This is a genomic window from Alteromonas sp. ABH4_457 (assembly GCF_056160625.1).
Window position 1 is genome coordinate 180,005 of record NZ_JBSWXN010000004.1, and the last position, 16,454, is coordinate 196,458.

20 protein-coding genes are annotated in these 16,454 nt (G+C 48.0%); 3 read left to right on the forward strand and 17 right to left on the reverse strand.

Features of this window, described 5'->3' with window-relative positions:
* Positions 1–47: 47 nt before the first annotated feature.
* Genes ACXAGR_RS10680 through ACXAGR_RS10710 form a run of 7 tightly spaced genes read right to left on the reverse strand, consistent with a single transcriptional unit; the run spans position 48 to position 5,160 of the window.
* Complete coding sequence (locus tag ACXAGR_RS10680; protein WP_474850047.1) at positions 48–1,226, reverse strand: glutathionylspermidine synthase family protein; 1,179 nt, start codon at positions 1,224–1,226, stop codon at positions 48–50.
* Positions 1,227–1,229: 3 nt separating this feature from the next.
* Positions 1,230–1,910 (reverse strand): DUF1190 domain-containing protein, encoded by a 681-nt coding sequence (locus ACXAGR_RS10685; RefSeq protein ID WP_474850049.1) that lies wholly within the window; start codon positions 1,908–1,910, stop codon positions 1,230–1,232.
* Between the two features lie 12 nt (positions 1,911–1,922).
* Positions 1,923–2,330, reverse strand: coding sequence for a DUF350 domain-containing protein (locus ACXAGR_RS10690; RefSeq protein ID WP_474850051.1), 408 nt, complete (start codon positions 2,328–2,330; stop codon positions 1,923–1,925).
* A gap of 26 nt (positions 2,331–2,356) precedes the next feature.
* A complete protein-coding gene (locus ACXAGR_RS10695) occupies positions 2,357–3,007 on the reverse strand; it encodes a YjfK family protein (RefSeq protein ID WP_474850053.1) in 651 nt (216 codons plus the stop codon).
* Between the two features lie 3 nt (positions 3,008–3,010).
* A complete protein-coding gene (locus ACXAGR_RS10700) occupies positions 3,011–4,051 on the reverse strand; it encodes an ion channel (RefSeq protein WP_474850055.1) in 1,041 nt (346 codons plus the stop codon).
* 20 nt (positions 4,052–4,071) lie between these two features.
* A complete protein-coding gene (locus ACXAGR_RS10705; protein ID WP_474850057.1) occupies positions 4,072–4,746 on the reverse strand; it encodes a PspA/IM30 family protein in 675 nt (224 codons plus the stop codon).
* 15 nt (positions 4,747–4,761) lie between these two features.
* Positions 4,762–5,160 (reverse strand): DUF2170 family protein, encoded by a 399-nt coding sequence (locus ACXAGR_RS10710; RefSeq protein ID WP_474850059.1) that lies wholly within the window; start codon positions 5,158–5,160, stop codon positions 4,762–4,764.
* 162 nt (positions 5,161–5,322) lie between these two features.
* Here ACXAGR_RS10710 and ACXAGR_RS10715 point away from each other — a divergent pair, with 162 nt between their 5' ends.
* Positions 5,323–5,610 carry a DUF6471 domain-containing protein gene (locus tag ACXAGR_RS10715; protein WP_474850061.1) on the forward strand — a complete coding sequence of 96 codons (288 nt, stop codon included), beginning with the start codon at positions 5,323–5,325 and terminating at the stop codon, positions 5,608–5,610.
* On the opposite strand, the gene ACXAGR_RS10720 is transcribed toward ACXAGR_RS10715, so the two are convergent.
* The 6 genes from ACXAGR_RS10720 to ACXAGR_RS10745 all read right to left on the reverse strand — a co-directional run bounded on the left by ACXAGR_RS10720 (position 5,603) and on the right by ACXAGR_RS10745 (position 8,544).
* Positions 5,603–6,103, reverse strand: a complete 501-nt coding sequence (locus tag ACXAGR_RS10720) for a hypothetical protein (protein ID WP_474850063.1) — start codon at positions 6,101–6,103, stop codon at positions 5,603–5,605. The two genes, ACXAGR_RS10715 and ACXAGR_RS10720, sit on opposite strands and share 8 nt — an antisense overlap.
* 1 nt (position 6,104) lies before the next feature.
* Positions 6,105–6,359 (reverse strand): hypothetical protein, encoded by a 255-nt coding sequence (locus tag ACXAGR_RS10725; RefSeq protein ID WP_474850065.1) that lies wholly within the window; start codon positions 6,357–6,359, stop codon positions 6,105–6,107.
* Positions 6,360–6,460: 101 nt separating this feature from the next.
* On the reverse strand, positions 6,461–7,294 hold the full coding sequence (locus ACXAGR_RS10730) for a thymidylate synthase (protein ID WP_474850067.1): 834 nt from the start codon (positions 7,292–7,294) through the stop codon (positions 6,461–6,463).
* 68 nt (positions 7,295–7,362) lie between these two features.
* Complete coding sequence (locus ACXAGR_RS10735) at positions 7,363–7,824, reverse strand: hypothetical protein (protein ID WP_474850069.1); 462 nt, start codon at positions 7,822–7,824, stop codon at positions 7,363–7,365.
* A 9-nt stretch (positions 7,825–7,833) separates the two neighbouring features.
* Positions 7,834–8,202: a hypothetical protein gene (locus ACXAGR_RS10740; RefSeq protein ID WP_474850071.1), complete on the reverse strand. Its 369-nt coding sequence runs from the start codon at positions 8,200–8,202 to the stop codon at positions 7,834–7,836.
* A 66-nt stretch (positions 8,203–8,268) separates the two neighbouring features.
* Positions 8,269–8,544, reverse strand: a complete 276-nt coding sequence (locus tag ACXAGR_RS10745; RefSeq protein ID WP_474850073.1) for a hypothetical protein — start codon at positions 8,542–8,544, stop codon at positions 8,269–8,271.
* 452 nt (positions 8,545–8,996) lie between these two features.
* Here ACXAGR_RS10745 and ACXAGR_RS10750 point away from each other — a divergent pair, with 452 nt between their 5' ends.
* Complete coding sequence (locus tag ACXAGR_RS10750; RefSeq protein ID WP_474850075.1) at positions 8,997–9,332, forward strand: hypothetical protein; 336 nt, start codon at positions 8,997–8,999, stop codon at positions 9,330–9,332.
* 168 nt (positions 9,333–9,500) lie between these two features.
* A complete protein-coding gene (locus tag ACXAGR_RS10755; protein WP_474850077.1) occupies positions 9,501–10,313 on the forward strand; it encodes a hypothetical protein in 813 nt (270 codons plus the stop codon).
* A gap of 231 nt (positions 10,314–10,544) precedes the next feature.
* On the opposite strand, the gene ACXAGR_RS10760 is transcribed toward ACXAGR_RS10755, so the two are convergent.
* From ACXAGR_RS10760 to ACXAGR_RS10775, 4 genes are all read right to left on the reverse strand, one after another.
* Positions 10,545–11,462, reverse strand: a complete 918-nt coding sequence (locus tag ACXAGR_RS10760; RefSeq protein WP_474850079.1) for a hypothetical protein — start codon at positions 11,460–11,462, stop codon at positions 10,545–10,547.
* Positions 11,463–11,533: 71 nt separating this feature from the next.
* Positions 11,534–12,955: a hypothetical protein gene (locus ACXAGR_RS10765; protein ID WP_474850080.1), complete on the reverse strand. Its 1,422-nt coding sequence runs from the start codon at positions 12,953–12,955 to the stop codon at positions 11,534–11,536.
* A gap of 56 nt (positions 12,956–13,011) precedes the next feature.
* Positions 13,012–14,703, reverse strand: a complete 1,692-nt coding sequence (locus ACXAGR_RS10770; protein WP_474850082.1) for a hypothetical protein — start codon at positions 14,701–14,703, stop codon at positions 13,012–13,014.
* A gap of 1 nt (position 14,704) precedes the next feature.
* Positions 14,705–16,417 (reverse strand): hypothetical protein, encoded by a 1,713-nt coding sequence (locus ACXAGR_RS10775; protein WP_474850084.1) that lies wholly within the window; start codon positions 16,415–16,417, stop codon positions 14,705–14,707.
* Between the last annotated feature and the right edge of the window lie 37 nt (positions 16,418–16,454).

The following is a 16,454-nucleotide window of genomic DNA, read 5'->3' on the forward strand; positions in this document are numbered from 1 at the left end:
TTATTGTTGAAAACAATTAGCCGCAGCGTTAATGCTGCGGCTGGTTGTCAGTTGATAATAACGTGAGGCAGATAGCGGCTCATGTCCTGCGTGATCGCAGTGCTGTCCTCGCGAATGGAAATGCCCGCAGGTTGGTCATCCACTAGCCAGCTGCCGATCAGTGTGAAGTTATCCTCAAACTGGGGCAGGGTGTGGCGCATCTGGTAAATATACCCTTCCTCGCCATACGCGCCTTCGGTCTCGCAGTCTCCTTCCGGATTGCCTCGGCAGTCGGTAAAGGTGATATTGGCACCCTCGCGGCTGAAGATAGGCTTTTTCACCAGTGGCATGCCTTCCGGCACCAGTGCCAGTTCATCTTCAAAGAAGGCAGGCAGCAGGTTGGGATGGTTGGGAAACATCTTCCACAACATAGGCAGCAGACATTTGTTGGATAAAATAGCTTTCCAAGGTGGTTCAAGCCATACGATATCCTGCTGGCCCAGATGTTGGCCGAACTCCTCTTGGAACATAAACTCCCATGGGTAGAGTTTGAACATCCAGTCGATGATCTGATCGTCCAAATCCGTAAAGTTTTTCTCGGCATCGATACCGATGTCTTCGATATACACAAACTTGGTTTCAATACCGGCTTCTTTGGCGCAGTCTTCAAGGTATTGCACGGTGCCGCGATCTTCCACTGTATCTTTACAGCAGGAAAAGTGCAGGACACGCTCAGGCGTCAGGACTTTCAGTTCGCGAAAACGGTTTACCAGTTTTTCCTGAAGAGAGTTAAATTGATCAGCGGTAGGATTCACCTCTCGGCTGTCTACCTTCTGTTGCAGCCACATCCATTGCCAGAATCCGGTTTCATAGATACTGGTCGGGGTGTCGGCGTTGTTTTCGTACAGTTTCGCCTGACCCCGCCCGTCAAAGGCGAAGTCAAGGCGTGAGTAGAGAGAGTTTTCTCCGCGTTCCCAGCTCTGACGCACGAATGTCCACTGGTGTTCTGGGATGGCGAATTTGCGCATCAAATCATCGCTTTTCACCACTGCATCGACCACGGCCAGACACATCTGGTGGATCTCTTCAGTCGGATCTTCAATGCCGTTTTCAATCTGACTCAGCGTGAACTGATAGAAAGCGGATTCATCCCAGTACTTGTCACCGTACATGGTGTGAAATTTAAAGCCAAACTCATCAGCCAGTGCTGTCCAGTGGGCGCGTTCAGGTGTAGGAACTCGGAGCATTAATTAACCTCCCCAGCCGCCGCTACGACTACTGCTCCAGCTTGATTTTGCTTTTGCAGTAGAGCCGAAGCCGCTACGGGTTTGTGTTGTAGTGGTAACGGGCTTGCGTTCAACAACAGGCTTGGAGACCTCTTTTTTCGGCGGCGTGTACGTTGAACGGGTGGTCGTCGTGTACGTGTCTGGCGTAGTCAGCGGACGGTTTGTAGAGTAACCGGAGTTGCTGTTGTAGCGCGTTGACGGGGCCACGTAGACCGCATTCGGGTGGTACTTGTAGCGTTGCTTGGTTTCGTAAGCATCACCCAGCTCATCAATCATCTCGCCTGCAATGTAGGCTGCTGCCAGCGGCACAAAGATGTCAGACATGTCCGAACCGTTATTGCTGTTGGCGCTCTGGGGTCGGGTACATTCGCCCTGACCGTACATGGCTTCACAGTCGGCTACTGAGGTAAAGCGTGGGCGTTCAGTTGCGGCGCTGGCTTCAGCGCGGCGGTAGGCCGCCTCACAAGTTGCAACCGGAATATCCTGACCCTTACACTCGTCGACAGATGACACGTACACAATGCGCGTCTCAGGCTGTGGTGCTTCAGAGCAGCCTGCCAGTACCGCCAGACCCAGTGGAGCCAGCGCGAAGCGGCGTACCTGCTTACGCATGTTGCCGAAATTAATTTGAGAAGACTTCTTCATGGGAATGCCCCCTTAGTAAGTCATGCAGGCTGCGTTCAGCAGGCCGATGGCAATATTGGTAGCTGCCAGCATCAGACCCGCAGACAGTTCGTTATTCTGGATGCGCTCAACAATCTTAGGCATAAAGATGGCGCGTACCAGAAAGAAAGAGATCAGCTGGGCCACCAGCGCAACGCCGCTCCACATGGCAAAATCAAGCAGGCTGACCGAGTTGGATGCTGCGCTGGCCAGCGCCAGTGCAAAACCGACAACCGCAGATCCGAAGCCCAGTGCCGCCGTAGTGTTTTTGTCGTCTTTGATCAGCGACCACTCGTTTTGCGGGGTTACTGCGCTGTAGATAAACTTAAACAGTACCAGACCAATAAGGCCGACGCCGAAATACATGCCAAAGTGCAGTACCGAAGTGAAAAATTCGTTCATTGTAAAATACTCCGTAAATTTAATTGTTAGCTCAGTTTCAGCTGAGCAGGGTTAAGAGGAATACCGGTGCTCAGGACAAAGCAACGTTCCAGATTGCCGCTATCATTGACGACTTCTTCCGCCGACAGGAATAACAGCTCGTTCAGGCCGGAGTCTTCATCGACCACGCGCTCGAATAACATACCAAACTGATCGGTCTCAGACGGCTCGTCAGTATGGTCATAGCAGGTTTCATGCATATGGACAGGGGGTGAGTATTCGCCTGTGCTGCCCCATACGATATTGAATTCTTTGTCATCAATGCGGTAGGTTGGGTTGCCGATTTGCTCGTTCAGCAGCTTATCCCACGCAGCCTGATTGACAATGTTATGCGTGTCGTAATAGTAGAACAGCACAACATCCTTGATGTTTTCCTCTTTGGGTTCGCCTTCGCAAACGACTTGTATCCAAGCGTCTGTCTCTTGCATATAGAAGCGATACAGTGTGGTGCCGTCCAGTTCGACTTTGCCTGCGTTTTTAATGATAAATGACTCATCAATACCTTCGATGGTCAGTTTATCCATCAGGATTTTGAAGTTCAGAGTTTCGATTTCCAGAGAACTGCCAATTTCCAGACCGAGATCGGGGATTGCGGGTTTCTCAATCGGAGTTTCTTTTTTCTTAAGCCAGCCAAACATAGATTACGCCTTAAAAGAGGGGGTTTTAATTCGCGATTTAGCGATGTAATACACCGTATCGCCTGTAGACACCACATCCTGCATACTCGCATTCAGTGTAATTTTTTCTTCGCCTTTCCAGCGCACGCCGATAATGGTGGCGTCATATTGCTCTTTAAAGCGCTGGAATAAACTGCCGTAGCGCACGGTAGAGCTGTCTTCAACCGTCACGCCGAACTGATTCTGGCCATAGCGGGTGTCCAGCAGCTGGCGGATAAGGCGCTCAGAGCCGGGGTCGGTACTGGCCTTTGCCAGCATTTCCACGCTGATGGAAGGGGTGCAGGTCAGGTTGCACTGATCTTTCGCCAGTTCCGCAATGGCATCGTCTTTGAAATAAGCAGATTTACGGCTGTGCGGACTGACTTTGTTGCAGTACAGCGCGGTAGTCAGGGTTTCGTTGTCACACTCGATATCAATCAGAATGGACTTTGCTTTAGGCAGACAGGCGCGGGCCATTGTTGCCTCATCGGTATAGCGCTCAGCTTGCACAAAGTGGAAGTTAGAGCGGTTCAGTACCTCAGATTCAGGTTTGTCCATCTCTTGGTTTACCACCAGCACAATATCGGGCATATCGCCATTGGCTTCGCAGAAGAGCAGTTCCAGCAAGTGGATAGTGCGCTTGTCGTTCCAGCCAATCACAACAATATGATTTTGTAAGTCGAGCATCCATCGTCCTCGTTTTTGTCGGTGCAGGATATCGGCTACGGTAACCCCCAGTTTTGTCAGCAAGATAGCTGCCAACGAGATGGTATAGGGGATAGTCCAGTATGCGGTAAAGAGTTTCCCTGCTGTTGTATTGATGTCGGTGGAGCCGAAGCCCACGGTACTGCCTACTTCCACTATCCAGTAAAAGAAGTGGGCGGGGTCGGAGATTTGCGTCTCGCCCAAGAGGTAGTACACCAGTTCGGTCAGCAAAATAAGACCGAAAGAGTAGGCGGCAATACGCCACCCGCTGATATCTAAAAACTGCGCCGCCACACGGCGCAGTACCTTTCTGATTACCACGGCAAATACTCCGTGTTGGTTTAGCCTTTGCTCAGGATGGCTGCCAGCGCATCTTCAGCGCTGTCAGGCTCATCAGCCGCCTTCAGCCGCGCAGTCAGGCTGGCACCGGATTCTTCGTTAGCGATTTCATTCGCCGCTTCCAGTTCCGCTTTGCGCAGCTCCTGCTTTTCTTTGATGCGTTGCAGTGAGTCAGTCGCCGTTTTCATCTTCGCGTTGCCGCTCTGGAAAGACTGTGAGGTGGCAACCTGTGCTTTTTGCACCTGCTCAGTGGCCTTAACCATGTCCACCTGTTGCTCCAGACGACGCACGTTGGACTTGCCATCACTGATTTGTTTTTTCAGTGTGGCGTCATTGGCCGCGTAGGTTTCCATGATTTCGGTTTCTGTAGCCAGCTGGCCTTTCAGCTCCTGCACCTTCGCGGCGCAGTCCAGTGCCAGTTGGCGATCAGTTTCGACGTACTTACGCGCATTGGCTTCGTAGCTGGCAATTTCTGACTTCAGGCTGTCGACTTTACTGGTTGCCAGCTTGGCTTTACCTTTGATGGTGGTGCGAGCCTGCTCTGCTTGGCGAAGCTCTTCTTTTGCTTCGCGGATCTCCTGTTCCAGAATGCGGATGCTTTGAGAATCAACGATGGCCTGACCGGCTTCGTTTGCGCCGCCTTTAACAGCAGTGATCAGTTTGGAAAAAATACCCATAATATAATACCTCAGTTACTTCAAAAATTCTGAGCAGGCAGACAGCAGCTCAGGGACATTCGCAAAAAGTGTTTCCACTTCTTCCACCAGCACTTCCGGCTTGCTGTCCAGAGACAGTGAGCCGAACGCGCAATAGTAGGTTTCATCACCGATTTGCTTTTTGCTGACGGCAGTCAGGGGGAGCAAGCGATGGAAGCTTAACAGCAGGTCGTCTAACTTGGCAGTAGCGCCTTCCACCAGCTCAGAAGCTGGGAACAGCAGGGCTTCAACGAGGATCTGGCTGCTGGTAGTCACAGCAAAGGCTTCAATCCCTTCGTCATTGGCGATGCACAGGGCACCTTCAGTTTCGGTTACCTGCCAGTCAGCATGGCCTTTCAGCACGGACAGAGGGGATGTAGCGATGGTGTTTTCCATATCGGTTCCTTAAAATTCACCTTAAATACATGATGTATTATAATGACAAAAAAACATAAATCAACACTTTAGTGAGAAATGTCTAACATAGATAATCTATTAATTGCAGTTGTGTCATGCCTGTGGCAGACTATAGAAGTAAAATAATTACGGAGTACTCTAGTGGCCAAGTCACATCAACAGATATCAGAAGACAATAAACAATCGCTTCTCCCTTATGCGGATGCTGCCTGCACGCATATCCGGTTGTTAATGGTACAAAAGAAATTCAGCTATGCCGATCTGGAAAAGGCATTGGGCGAGCGTGGCATTGTATTGCAGGAGTCAAACCTTCGAGGAAAGATCTCAAGCAAGCTATTGCCAGCATCACTGTTTTTTATTTTGGTGGAAATCATGACAGGCACGACAAAGGTCAGCCTGCTTATTGAGAATGATAAGAGCGCTACGTAATGCGCTCTACAGAGACTTTGTACTGAGCGCCCTCTTTCAGGCGGATATGTGCTAAAGGCTCAAGATCGGAACTGACACCGGCCCGTTCGACACTGATCCCGTCTGTCCAGACAGCAACAGTAGGGTGGCCATCTTTATCAAAGGACTTTTTAGCAATTCCGATAAAGGTCTGTGCGCGACGATTGGGCACACCCACTTCGTGAAGCACCTCACCCGTATTGCGGCTCAATGCAATCGCCCAGTCAGCTTTTAATCTGCCTGCCTCTTTTTTCAAAGCATAATGTACCTCATCTGCCTCACGGCAGGTAAGCGGGTGCATGATAAGCTGGTCACCAACACGGGCCACCAGCTGGATCACGTCCTGCTGCACTTCATTCTTCAGCTTTGAGTCCAGAAAATGACACAGGCGGGTTTCGAGTAGCGCCGGATCGCCTTCACTGACCAGTGACTTTACTTCCTGAAGAAGTTGAAATTCATCGGAGGTCATTGTCATATTAAAATCTCACCTGACGGGTGACTGAAATAAACTGAGGAATACGGGTTGGTTGCGTATCAGAATCTTTCTCTGGTGCAACGTCGACAAGAACCACATCGTTAACACGCTTAAGTTCTGACTTTCCGGTTAACTCTGCTGCCAGCGCCTTCAGGGCGACGTCCTTGGGTATGCGCTCCACTTTCCGAAGCGTGGGTTCCGCAGCGGTAGCGGTCAGGCTGGTCAGTACAATCAGGGTAGTGAGGAACATTTTCATGCTTATTACTCTGTGCTGTGATGTTGTGCATATAGTAACACAATAAAATAATAAGTCAAGTAAAAAGGCCGCCTGAGCGACCTTTTGCGTTGTGTCATTGCCTATACGGCAACCTTACCCTTGATGGCAGGGTGGGGATCGTACCCTTCCAGAATAAAGTCATCGTATTTGTAGTCAAAGATCGAGTCCGGTTTGCGTGCCAGACGCATGGTCGGTAGCTTTTTCGGCTCCCGCTTCAGGATCTCTTCCACCTGCGCGAAGTGATTGTTGTAAATATGAGCATCGCCGAACGAGATAATGATCTCCCACGGTGTCAGATTCGCCTGCTGTGCAAACATAAGCAATTTTAGCGCCAGACTTGCTATGTTAAATGGCAATCCGAGGAAGGTGTCAGACGAGCGAATATAAAGCTGGGCGCTCAGCTTGCCGTCATGTACATAATATTGGTACAGCAAATGACAAGGTGGCAGCGCATTCTTGCCGTCCAGTACATTTTCCTGTGGAGACTTCGATTCATCCGGCAGGGTTTCGGGGTTCCAGCCATGGTACAGGATACGACGTGAGTTCGGATTGTGACGTAGCAGCTCAACGGTCTGTTCAATCTGATTGATAAAACCGCCATCTTTGGTCTTCCAGTTTACCCATTGGGCGTAGCCATGGTTCAGCTCACCATCCTCAGTTGCCCATTCGTCCCAGATGCGGACGCCGTTCTCTTTCAGATACTTGATGTTGGTATCACCGCTGAAGAACCACAGTAATTCATGGATAATGGACTTCAGATGCACTTTTTTCAGTGTCATAAGCGGAAAGCCATCTTTGGCAACGTTATGGCGAATTTCACCGCCGAATACCGAGCGTGTGCCTGTGCCAGTACGATCACCTTTGTCATTTCCGTTTTCGTAAATATGACGCAAAAAATCCTGATAACTCTTCATAATAAATAAACCTTATATTGAATAAATAACTGAGCAATTATATCGCACAGAGAGTGAATAAAACAGTGCTAAGCGTGAATCCAGAATGTTTCAATGATTTCACGCGCAACCCTTTTGATGTCAATCTTTTCGAGTACTTCGACAGGGTTTTGATGGGCGAAATAGGGATGTTTTTCTAAGATCTCCAGTACAAATCTTTCATGCAGTCTGACGCTGAGTATTTTATTGTTGAAACCTGATGACTGTTCGAGATCTTTTTTCTCGGGGAATAACAGAAGAGCACGTTTGCCAGCAGAAGCTAGCAGTCTCTGTTGTTCCGGCGTATTGCGCTTCTCATAGTCAAAGCGACTACAAATGAGAGGTGTTGTGGAGGCTGCGCCGCCAGTCAGCGCTCTCTGTAGATTTTTGACAGCCTTGGGGATGTCGTGTCTTCTTTTCAGGACAGCGCCGGATTGCAGGATCGCATCCATTAACTTTTGCTCAGTGCTGCTAAGCGGGATATGCTTGTTGTATTCATCCTGATAGATCATGACTAATCCTTATTGTTTGACGTAAATAGTTTGATTGTCACTGTGAATACTTAGCGCAAAAAACTTGGCTGCGCAATAAAGCGTGCTGATAGTGCAAACAGCAGTGTTCTTACCAAAGCTATAGCCTCCACTGTAGTAACTGAATCCCAGCATCATCAGTAATGTTGTTGATACCAGAAGGCTGTCAAACCATACCGCAAAGCGCTGTCTTGATTTGTACAGGTTAAATATCTCAGGGGCTTTAACTACACAAATCAGAAACGATGAAAAAAGGGTAAGTCGCAAAGATGTGACATTCTGGGTCGTAAAAATTGTCGCAATGACACAGAAAATGGATGCGGCCAATCCCGACAATGCGTAAATCCAAGACGTTATCATGAGTACTCTGTTGCTGTTAATATGCCTGTATTATACGTAGTTCAACCGGTAATTAAACCGTATTGTTCAGCATGTAATGAAGCTGAATTGCTCAGAGAGTAAAAACTTTTTCAGCCATACTTTTACAGCTTTGGCCTTTCGGGCCTCTTTCAGGGCAAGTAACCCGAAAGGGATGGCCAGCGTAAAAGATATCAAGGGGAGAGGCATCAGATCTGCGTATCTGAAACTCAGTGCCAGTAAAGTGACTGAAGTTAGCATACTAAGTAAACATTTACGCTGAGCATTGCGGAGAGCTAAGCGTGCAAGAGACGGATTGCCGTCAAAATGTAATGGATTAAACATAAATAAATACCTCGTAAGCAGCTGGATAAATAATAACACAATGCTTGGTTAGTGTCAATGTAGTAATTTCATCCGGTATTGGGTTTGAGGTGCGATAACAGTACGCATAAGCGCAGGCGTTAAATGGCAATGGGGATAAATCAGAGGGAGACGGCAACCGGAGGTTATGCTCTCTATATGTATAGAGACGCTCCTGTGCGGGTCACTTTCCTGCGCTACGCAGGTCGGACAATCTTAATCCAGCCGAGCTGATTCGCCTCTGACTCAAAGGAAAAGAAGGAAAACTTTATCGTCAGAGATTGCTCTCGGCGGGGGAGTAACCTCCGGAGGCCATCTGACGCTTAATATAATACGTCAAATATATTAAGTCAACAGGATTTATGGTTTACTTAAAAGTAGATGCAAAGTAGAATGTTTTTTGTCCTGATTAAGACTATAAGGTGTAATTTACAATGAAAAAACAATTTCTGATGATGGTGGTTCTGGGTTCTGCACTTGTTGCTGGTGGATGTGCAACTGCCAAGCCAAAGCCTGTGCAAAAGCCGGTGTCGGAAAAACAAAGTATGTCGGTGAAGGGTTACGATGGCCGTGCTGATGTGCGCAAAACCGTATCCAACCTCGTCAACTACTGTGAAGAGTGGGCAAAAGCGTATGAGATTCGTTTAGGGAAGAACTACACTGAAGGGTATGCTGAGTGTGTAGAGCTTACAGCAGAAATGATGCGCAAAGAAGCCATGAAATCCCAAACCAAGAAAGCGCCGGAAGATGGTTTCCCGTTCATAGATTAAGCAAGTAAAATCAGTATTTGTGGTTAAGACGGGGTTAAACCTGTCTTTTTTCGTTCAATGATAGTAAATGTACCGTAAACGACGGGGATCGTGACTGGCATTTCACGATCACTGTGTTAATAATGACTGGAAAGTTGGGTTCCAGCTTAATTATACGGAGTATTTTACATGTTGAAGAGAAAAACAGTTTTAGCAGCGGCCATCTGTACGGCTTTCATGTCGTCATTTGTCAGCGCGTGTGTGGTTGGTGATTCTTGTGAGGGCAGTGAATATCGCGAGGATATGCAGCCAGTGCAAGTGGACGCAGAGCGTCAGGTAATATCAAAAGATAAAAGGGATGCGCTTGATGATCACAAGATTGCGAAGGAAGAGCATTTTGAAAAACACCCAAAGACGAAGAAGAGCAGTGAAGGTCTCGGTGAGCCGAGACACGGGTGTCATCATGATCTGATGGGGCATGGTAATCATGGTGATATGCCTCCGCCGCCCCCGTATCATGGTGATATGCCTCCGCCTCAGGGTCATTACGGGCACATGAAGCCTTCTCACCACCAGCAGGTAGAGATCTCCATTAAAGTCAGCAATGCAGATGATCCTGCCGTGGCTATTGCGCCGGTCGCGCTGGAAAATTACCCGAATAAGGAGCAGCGATCAGTGCGGATAAACGAAATGGTGAAACAGCTGCCTGACTTTGAAGACAAAAGACAAGCCAAGCCAAAGATTTTGCCAGCGCTTATTGAAAGCAAAGATAGTGCGCCGCCACAGCTGAATGATTTTGCGCAAGCTCCGCAGAAAGGTGAGCGTCCGCCTTTGCCGCCAGAGTGCGAGGATAAAGATCCCGAAGACTGCAAGCCACCAGCGGGTAAGCGTCCCGAATCAATGGGGCATTTCGAATTCGATGGCGAGCACATGAAAGATGGTAAAAAGCCACCTTGTTCGGATGAAGAAACCTGTTCGCCGCCACCGCATCCGCAACAATAATTTTCATCAGATACGCAAAAGGCCGGAAACATTTCCGGCCTTTTTAAATGGTGTTGGCGACATCCCTGAGTCCTCGCCAAAGCATCACGCCAATATACGGGGATATTGCTCAGGGAGGCTTTACAGTTATTACTTCCTTTTGCGAAACCTTCCGAGCTTACTTAAAGGATAACAGACCTTGCATGATTTAAAAGTATAATAACACAAAAAAATAAAAATGCAACTTCTTTGTCAGGTTTCTCTGATCACTTCCATTTCAATATTGGCTCGGTAACGTGTGACAAGCTCATTAAAATAGGCGGGCGTGACAGGCTGAAACACATCGTCCACGCCAGTTCTGAGAGCAATGGATGGCATCCAAGTGGTAACCAGTGTGAAGTAAATCACTCCCTCATAGATGATAAGCTCTTGTTCAGAACGTCCGGATTCTAGTTGGCGAAGTAGTCCGGCAGTAAAGGATGCGACCAGATGTGTCAGGTGATGCGTGCCCTTTACAACCCGAGAGAGGGAGCCACCTTCGGGAAACCGAACATAAAGCAGGTTCTTTTCATTTGTGGAAAGAGACAACCACATGGGGTTGTCGCGATTCATCCATTTTCTCAGGGATGATGCATCAACCCGACTGACGGTCTGCCATATCTTTTTCGCCACGATGTCTTGTATTTTCTCGCTCGCTGCCCATGTCTGAATGGACGTGATGTCAAATTCCGTCAAGCTATCCGGATATACTTCAAGATAGGCTTGGATGGCAAATTCTACCGCGTTACTCAGGCAATGTCCGATTCCGTATTTCAGCGGGAATAACTTGATATAGGGTTTTCTGACATCCTGTCGGTTTGCTGACACCAGTAGACCTACTGTGTGTTTATCCTTATGCTTTCCGTATGACTCTGTAGCAATGGTAATGAAGGCGGGGCCGATGTGGTTGTCTTTCTTTTTCCGGTTTACAAGAAAAGGTCGCGTACTGTGCCTGAAAAAATCAGTCAGGCAGGCTACAGGTTTTGCTTTCGCCTGAAGCTCGGTAAATTTTTGCTCTGCTTGTGACTTGTCAAAAGTGTAAAATTGATGGCGTTTGCCCTCAATGCTCTTAAAAACGCGGTAATAGGGAGAAGAGAGTCCGTGGAATTTTGAGACATCGGTAATGGCCATGCGGTGCCCTGCTGCTGTGGTGGTCTGCTTCAGAATACGGGTTTTAAGAATTATTGCAACCAAGCTGCGCGTTAGTCGCTGGCGATAGCCTCCATCGCGCAGGCACGGCTTTCATCGTCATCTTCGCGCATGAGCGCCATGGCCTCGTAGGGTGTGATCTGGTAGATTTTCAAATGTTCAGTCAGCCACTCCGGATTTCTGAATCCTCCCAGCTCTTCGTAGCAGTCCAGAAACGTAGTTTCGTGACGCATGGCATACATGGCCGCACTGTGATGCTTTTGCGTTTCATGCAAGGCGTACAGATTCTTTATCAGTGACTTTCTTTTGGTGGGCAGGTAGAACAGACGCATGTCAATGATTTGTGCGATCATCTCCCAGGCTTCCAGTCCGGCAAGGCTGTCATCCATCTTTTGCACCGCGAGTGAATTCGTATCAAATTCTTCCTGTACCTTGTAGGTGACTTGCTTTTTCAGTCCGGCAAGAACCTCTGGGCTGAATGTAGATTTGATAAATTCGCCAAGATCATTTAGGACGTCGACCACGGTCTCGTCGTTGCCGTCATTTTCTGTTGAACGGCAGAAGTTAAAACCCCAAGTGCTATAAGCTCTTTTTGCGAGTTCAGGGTTGGTATCAAGAAAAGTCTTTTTGAAAAAGAGATAATAATCCTTTTTGAAAGGAAGATTGTCTATGACATAAATCGCGTTATTAATATCATTTAAGATGCCATATTGCCATGCGGTTTGCTCATCTTCTGTGAGTGAAAGATTCTCGCACAAATAATCATAGACAATAAAAAGGGACAGACAGTCATCTCCGGTTCTGATTTTTTTCAGCCAATGGGTTGCCCATTCGCTTGCGGGGATGCCAACAGCCTTCGCGTTGGGGGTTGCCCATTTGTTGATGACCAATGCATCGGAGTGCTGCATGGCAATGACCTTATCAACGAATGAGATGGCAAATTGTCGCTTGAGAACAGGATCGCGAAGGCGGGTAATTATTTTAAGCTGTAACGCAATTAAGGATTCGCCGAGATTGTCAGGCTTCAGCAGCCCCTCTGTAACGATATTATTGAGTGATTCAACGTCAGGGGGCGCGAGCTTTAGCTCATTACGCTGCGTTATTTTAGCATCCAGAATGGTGTCAGGATGTGCCTTCAGACAGGCACGCAAGAGTGTGTCATGCATCTCTTTGTCAAAGTTAAAGTGTCGTGTCCAAAGGTGGCGTTGCGTTGTCTCATCCAGAAGAGGGCCGAGCATGTTGCTGTTTAATACACGCTCTCTCTCGGTTCTGAGGATTTCGAGTGCAATCGCATCTTCATCAATCACACCAGAGCGCTCAATGATCTTTTTTGCGAGCGTATTCATGCCTGCATCTATTGCCAGCATCAACAAGGTGTTGTAGGTTTCTTCCGTGCCAGTCATATTCCCGAAGGCCGCCAGAGCGCCGTTCTCGTTACCGGTTTTGATATTGTGATACAGGTGCAGTAAAGACATGAAAGGAACTCCTTGATTGAGTTCCTATATTAACACGTTAATTGGATGTTGTCAATTCAGATTATTGCTGTCATGAGTGCTGTGCGTGTTTTTTCTTTTACTGGAAGAGTCAGCATGGCTTCATAGGGTGTGAGGTTCCATGCCTTCATGATCGCTGCAAATGGCCAGTCATTGGATAATTTGTAATGACTGCCTATCGCGTAGGCGTCAAGTATCTCGGTATGTAGCTGGGGCGGGGCGATGCTTAGCAAGATCTGACGAACAAAGGGCGCTCGCAGGGGTTTGTTATAATGCCTTCTGATGACGCTGATGATTTTTCTTATCGACTGACGGGGGGCAATTCCACCCCTTGCGGACTCCCATTTATCAGGCGTGCAGGTGGGGAATTCTGTGTTAATAATATGACTGACGGTAGCGGGTTCGGCAACGGATGCAGCATCCTCAATGTCACTATGATAGTCCAGTGCCTCGGCGACGTCGGCAGTGGTTAACTCCCAGTGGTAGATTGCATTGAGTGCAGACAGGAGAAATAAGCTCTCCTGCCAGCTCGTGTAATGGAAAAAATCGCCAAAAACAGGTAGTCCGGATTCTTTTGGGAACTCTCTGTGGCCAGCGTCATAGAATCCTTTAATAGCCGCAAGCAGGAACTGTTTGCATGTCTGATATTGTGTCTCAGGAGGTAAGTTGTTCTCTTGAATAAGGCATTCTGCGAACAGCCATGTTGCCCGTGTGGAGAGTTGTTCTGTGGGCAGGTGTCTGGCAAAACACAATGCATCCAGATATGCCCAGTTTTCATCTTTAAAGCAGGCGGCGTATCGCAGTCCGAGGTGCCAGAAGGCGTTGAGGCTTTCGACCCTCATGATATGAGGGTCGAATGAATAATCATGTAAATCCGACAGCAATTTTCTGCGGATCAAGAGGTCTCTATCGCGAGTTACGCTGTTATTTAGGCTGAGCATGGAAATCGGCGGTGTAAAACCTTTCCGGTGAAGCCGGTTGTCACCTATTGACTGAAGGGTTTTGAATACAATAGTAATATTGAAATCCGGCTTTATGGATTGTGCTGCCGCTGCATCAACAAGATCTTGCCTCAAGTAAAGCAGGCCGATAGCCAGCAGGTGGTTCTCATCGCCGTCTCGCCACGTTGAGTTAAAGATGGGGGTAGTCAGTTCGCCAGTGATTAAAAGGAGCGCTTTAAGCCACTCGAAGGGCTGGCGGAAATGGGATGATTCCCTGATGATCTCAAGTAAATTGTGTGTTCTGTCAAGATGCGTGATGCACGCACCTGTCAGGATGCGTTTGGTGTCATCGTAGTGTGCAATAAAACGCGCAAGCATGTCAGGGCTGAGCACTTCAGATGGGTACTCACGATCAACCAGAAACATGATTTTTTGCTGACTTGAGAGAGTGTACCTGTTGCTATCAGCAAGCAACCTGCGGATGAGTGCGTCGGTGAAAGCAAGAGTCTTGCAGGGATAGAGCGTAACCATTTGTGAGTAAATGTTTAATCCGCACTCCGTACTGGCCAGTATTTCTGTCATCTCTGTGAGATTGAACTGAAAACCCAGTTTATACAGTCTTTCAGGGGCATCGGTATTGGCGCGAGCAATGGCGCGTTCGATGAGGGGGATGCCAAAGTTCACGGCACGACATTGGTCGGAATAAAGCGTGGTCAGTGCGGCAACGGACTCCCACTGGTTATTATTAACCAGTGGGATAAGGCGCTGTATAAGTGATTCGTTATCCATGTTAAGACATGTTTGCCATAAGTAGGGCGCGTGTTTTGTCTTTGATGTCATACTCACTCATCATGTCGTAAGGGGTTTTTCCCCAAGCGCAGGACAGCCACTGAAAGGGAAAATCAGCTGCCAGATTCTGTACTTTTTCTGCAATAGCATCAATAGCCTGCGGGCGCATTGATTCAGGTAACAGGCTAAGTAAAGTCAGCCCCTCCATGGCGGAGGCGCTTTTGTTGCCATTGTAATTCGAACGGGCATAGCCCAGTATCGCCTTGATGCTCTTGCCGTCAAAACCGGAGAATTCCTTAATATCATTCCACTGCGCTTCGGTCAGAGGGTCGAAGAGCGACACAAACTCCGGCATGGTTTTCATGCGATACGCTGCGTTTCCTGTAGCGAAGTTGGCTGTGCAGCGCATTACCCACGTTTTGGGTGAGGCAATACGTTTGTTGGCAATCTTGTTCATGATTTTGCCAGATCTTATTGCCGCAGAGAATTCAGCGACAGAGACGTTGTAATGCGGAATCATCTCAACCAGACCGCAGAACTCAGGCGAGGTGTATGCTGATTCAGGCACATCCGACAATTCAAAGAGTTTTTCCAGCGCAAGGGCAGCTCCTGCATCTGACAGTCCGGCAATCAGGTCATTCATTTCGTGGTAAAGAATTTCGCGCATCTTTTTGTTTTTGTCGTCGTCACCGTCTCGGATATTGCTCAGGAATCGTTCCAGCAGCGCATCTATCAGGTCTGGATTATTAAGTTTGTCGACATAAGTGATGACATTTTGCATCAGCTCTTCATAGTAGTAATTAAAGCAGTTCTTTGACTTCAGTGTCTCGACGGCAATATCAAAAAGGTGCAGAAAGTTATCATTGATATATCCGTGCGGAGCCTGATCAAGGACATCTGTAGGGCGATTCTGGAACGCTTTATTAGATACTCTTATCAGTGATGAAAAGTCTTTGAAATCTTCCACTATATTCGCGATATCAGGCGATTCGACGGTAATCCCTTTTTCTTCTGCTACAACAAGGATGTCTGAACGCAGGAGCAGTTGCGCAATAGGAAGAAGCCACTCTTTGCCTTCTCCGCTCCAGAACTTCCTCAACAGGGGGAGATTGAGTTCCGGCATGTTCAGAAGTACTTTCTGAGCAAATCCTTTTGGCAGGAAATCGTCGTCAGTCACAAAGCTTTCCGGCTTTTCGTTAAGCAGTTCGATAGCAAGCTGGGCGGTTTCTATCGCTTTGTCGTTGTGGTATGCGTCAGATGACAGCCATGCTTCCCGCTCCAGTTCGAGCCTGTAGCCGTCTGACATGGCAATGCCTTTTTCAATGAGGAATCGGGCCTTTTGTGGTTGATTGCGCACAATCGCTCTGTCTACAGGGCTTTTTGGCAACTCCCTAGCGTTAGGGTTAACCTTAATCCCCCGATGAAACCAATCTGGGTGGTGCTCATAGACAGCCACCATGTTTTCAAATGAATTTTCTTCAATGACCTGCGAGTATACAGATTGGTCAGCTATATCAATGCCGCAGCCTGCCAGAAAATGGATCTTATCTGCTGTCTCGCTGCGAATGGCGTCGTACCAGCAGAGTGTCAGCGTATTTGAGTCCAGAGGGATCTGTTTAGGGAAGTGCGTAAGCAGCGCTTTTGCGGTATCAAAATCGGCATTCTTGGCTAGGCTTTCAAAGGCTTCACACAGGATCTTGTTTTCTTTGCTCATTACGCACTCGCAGTCTTATTAAGATAGTCTTTATAAT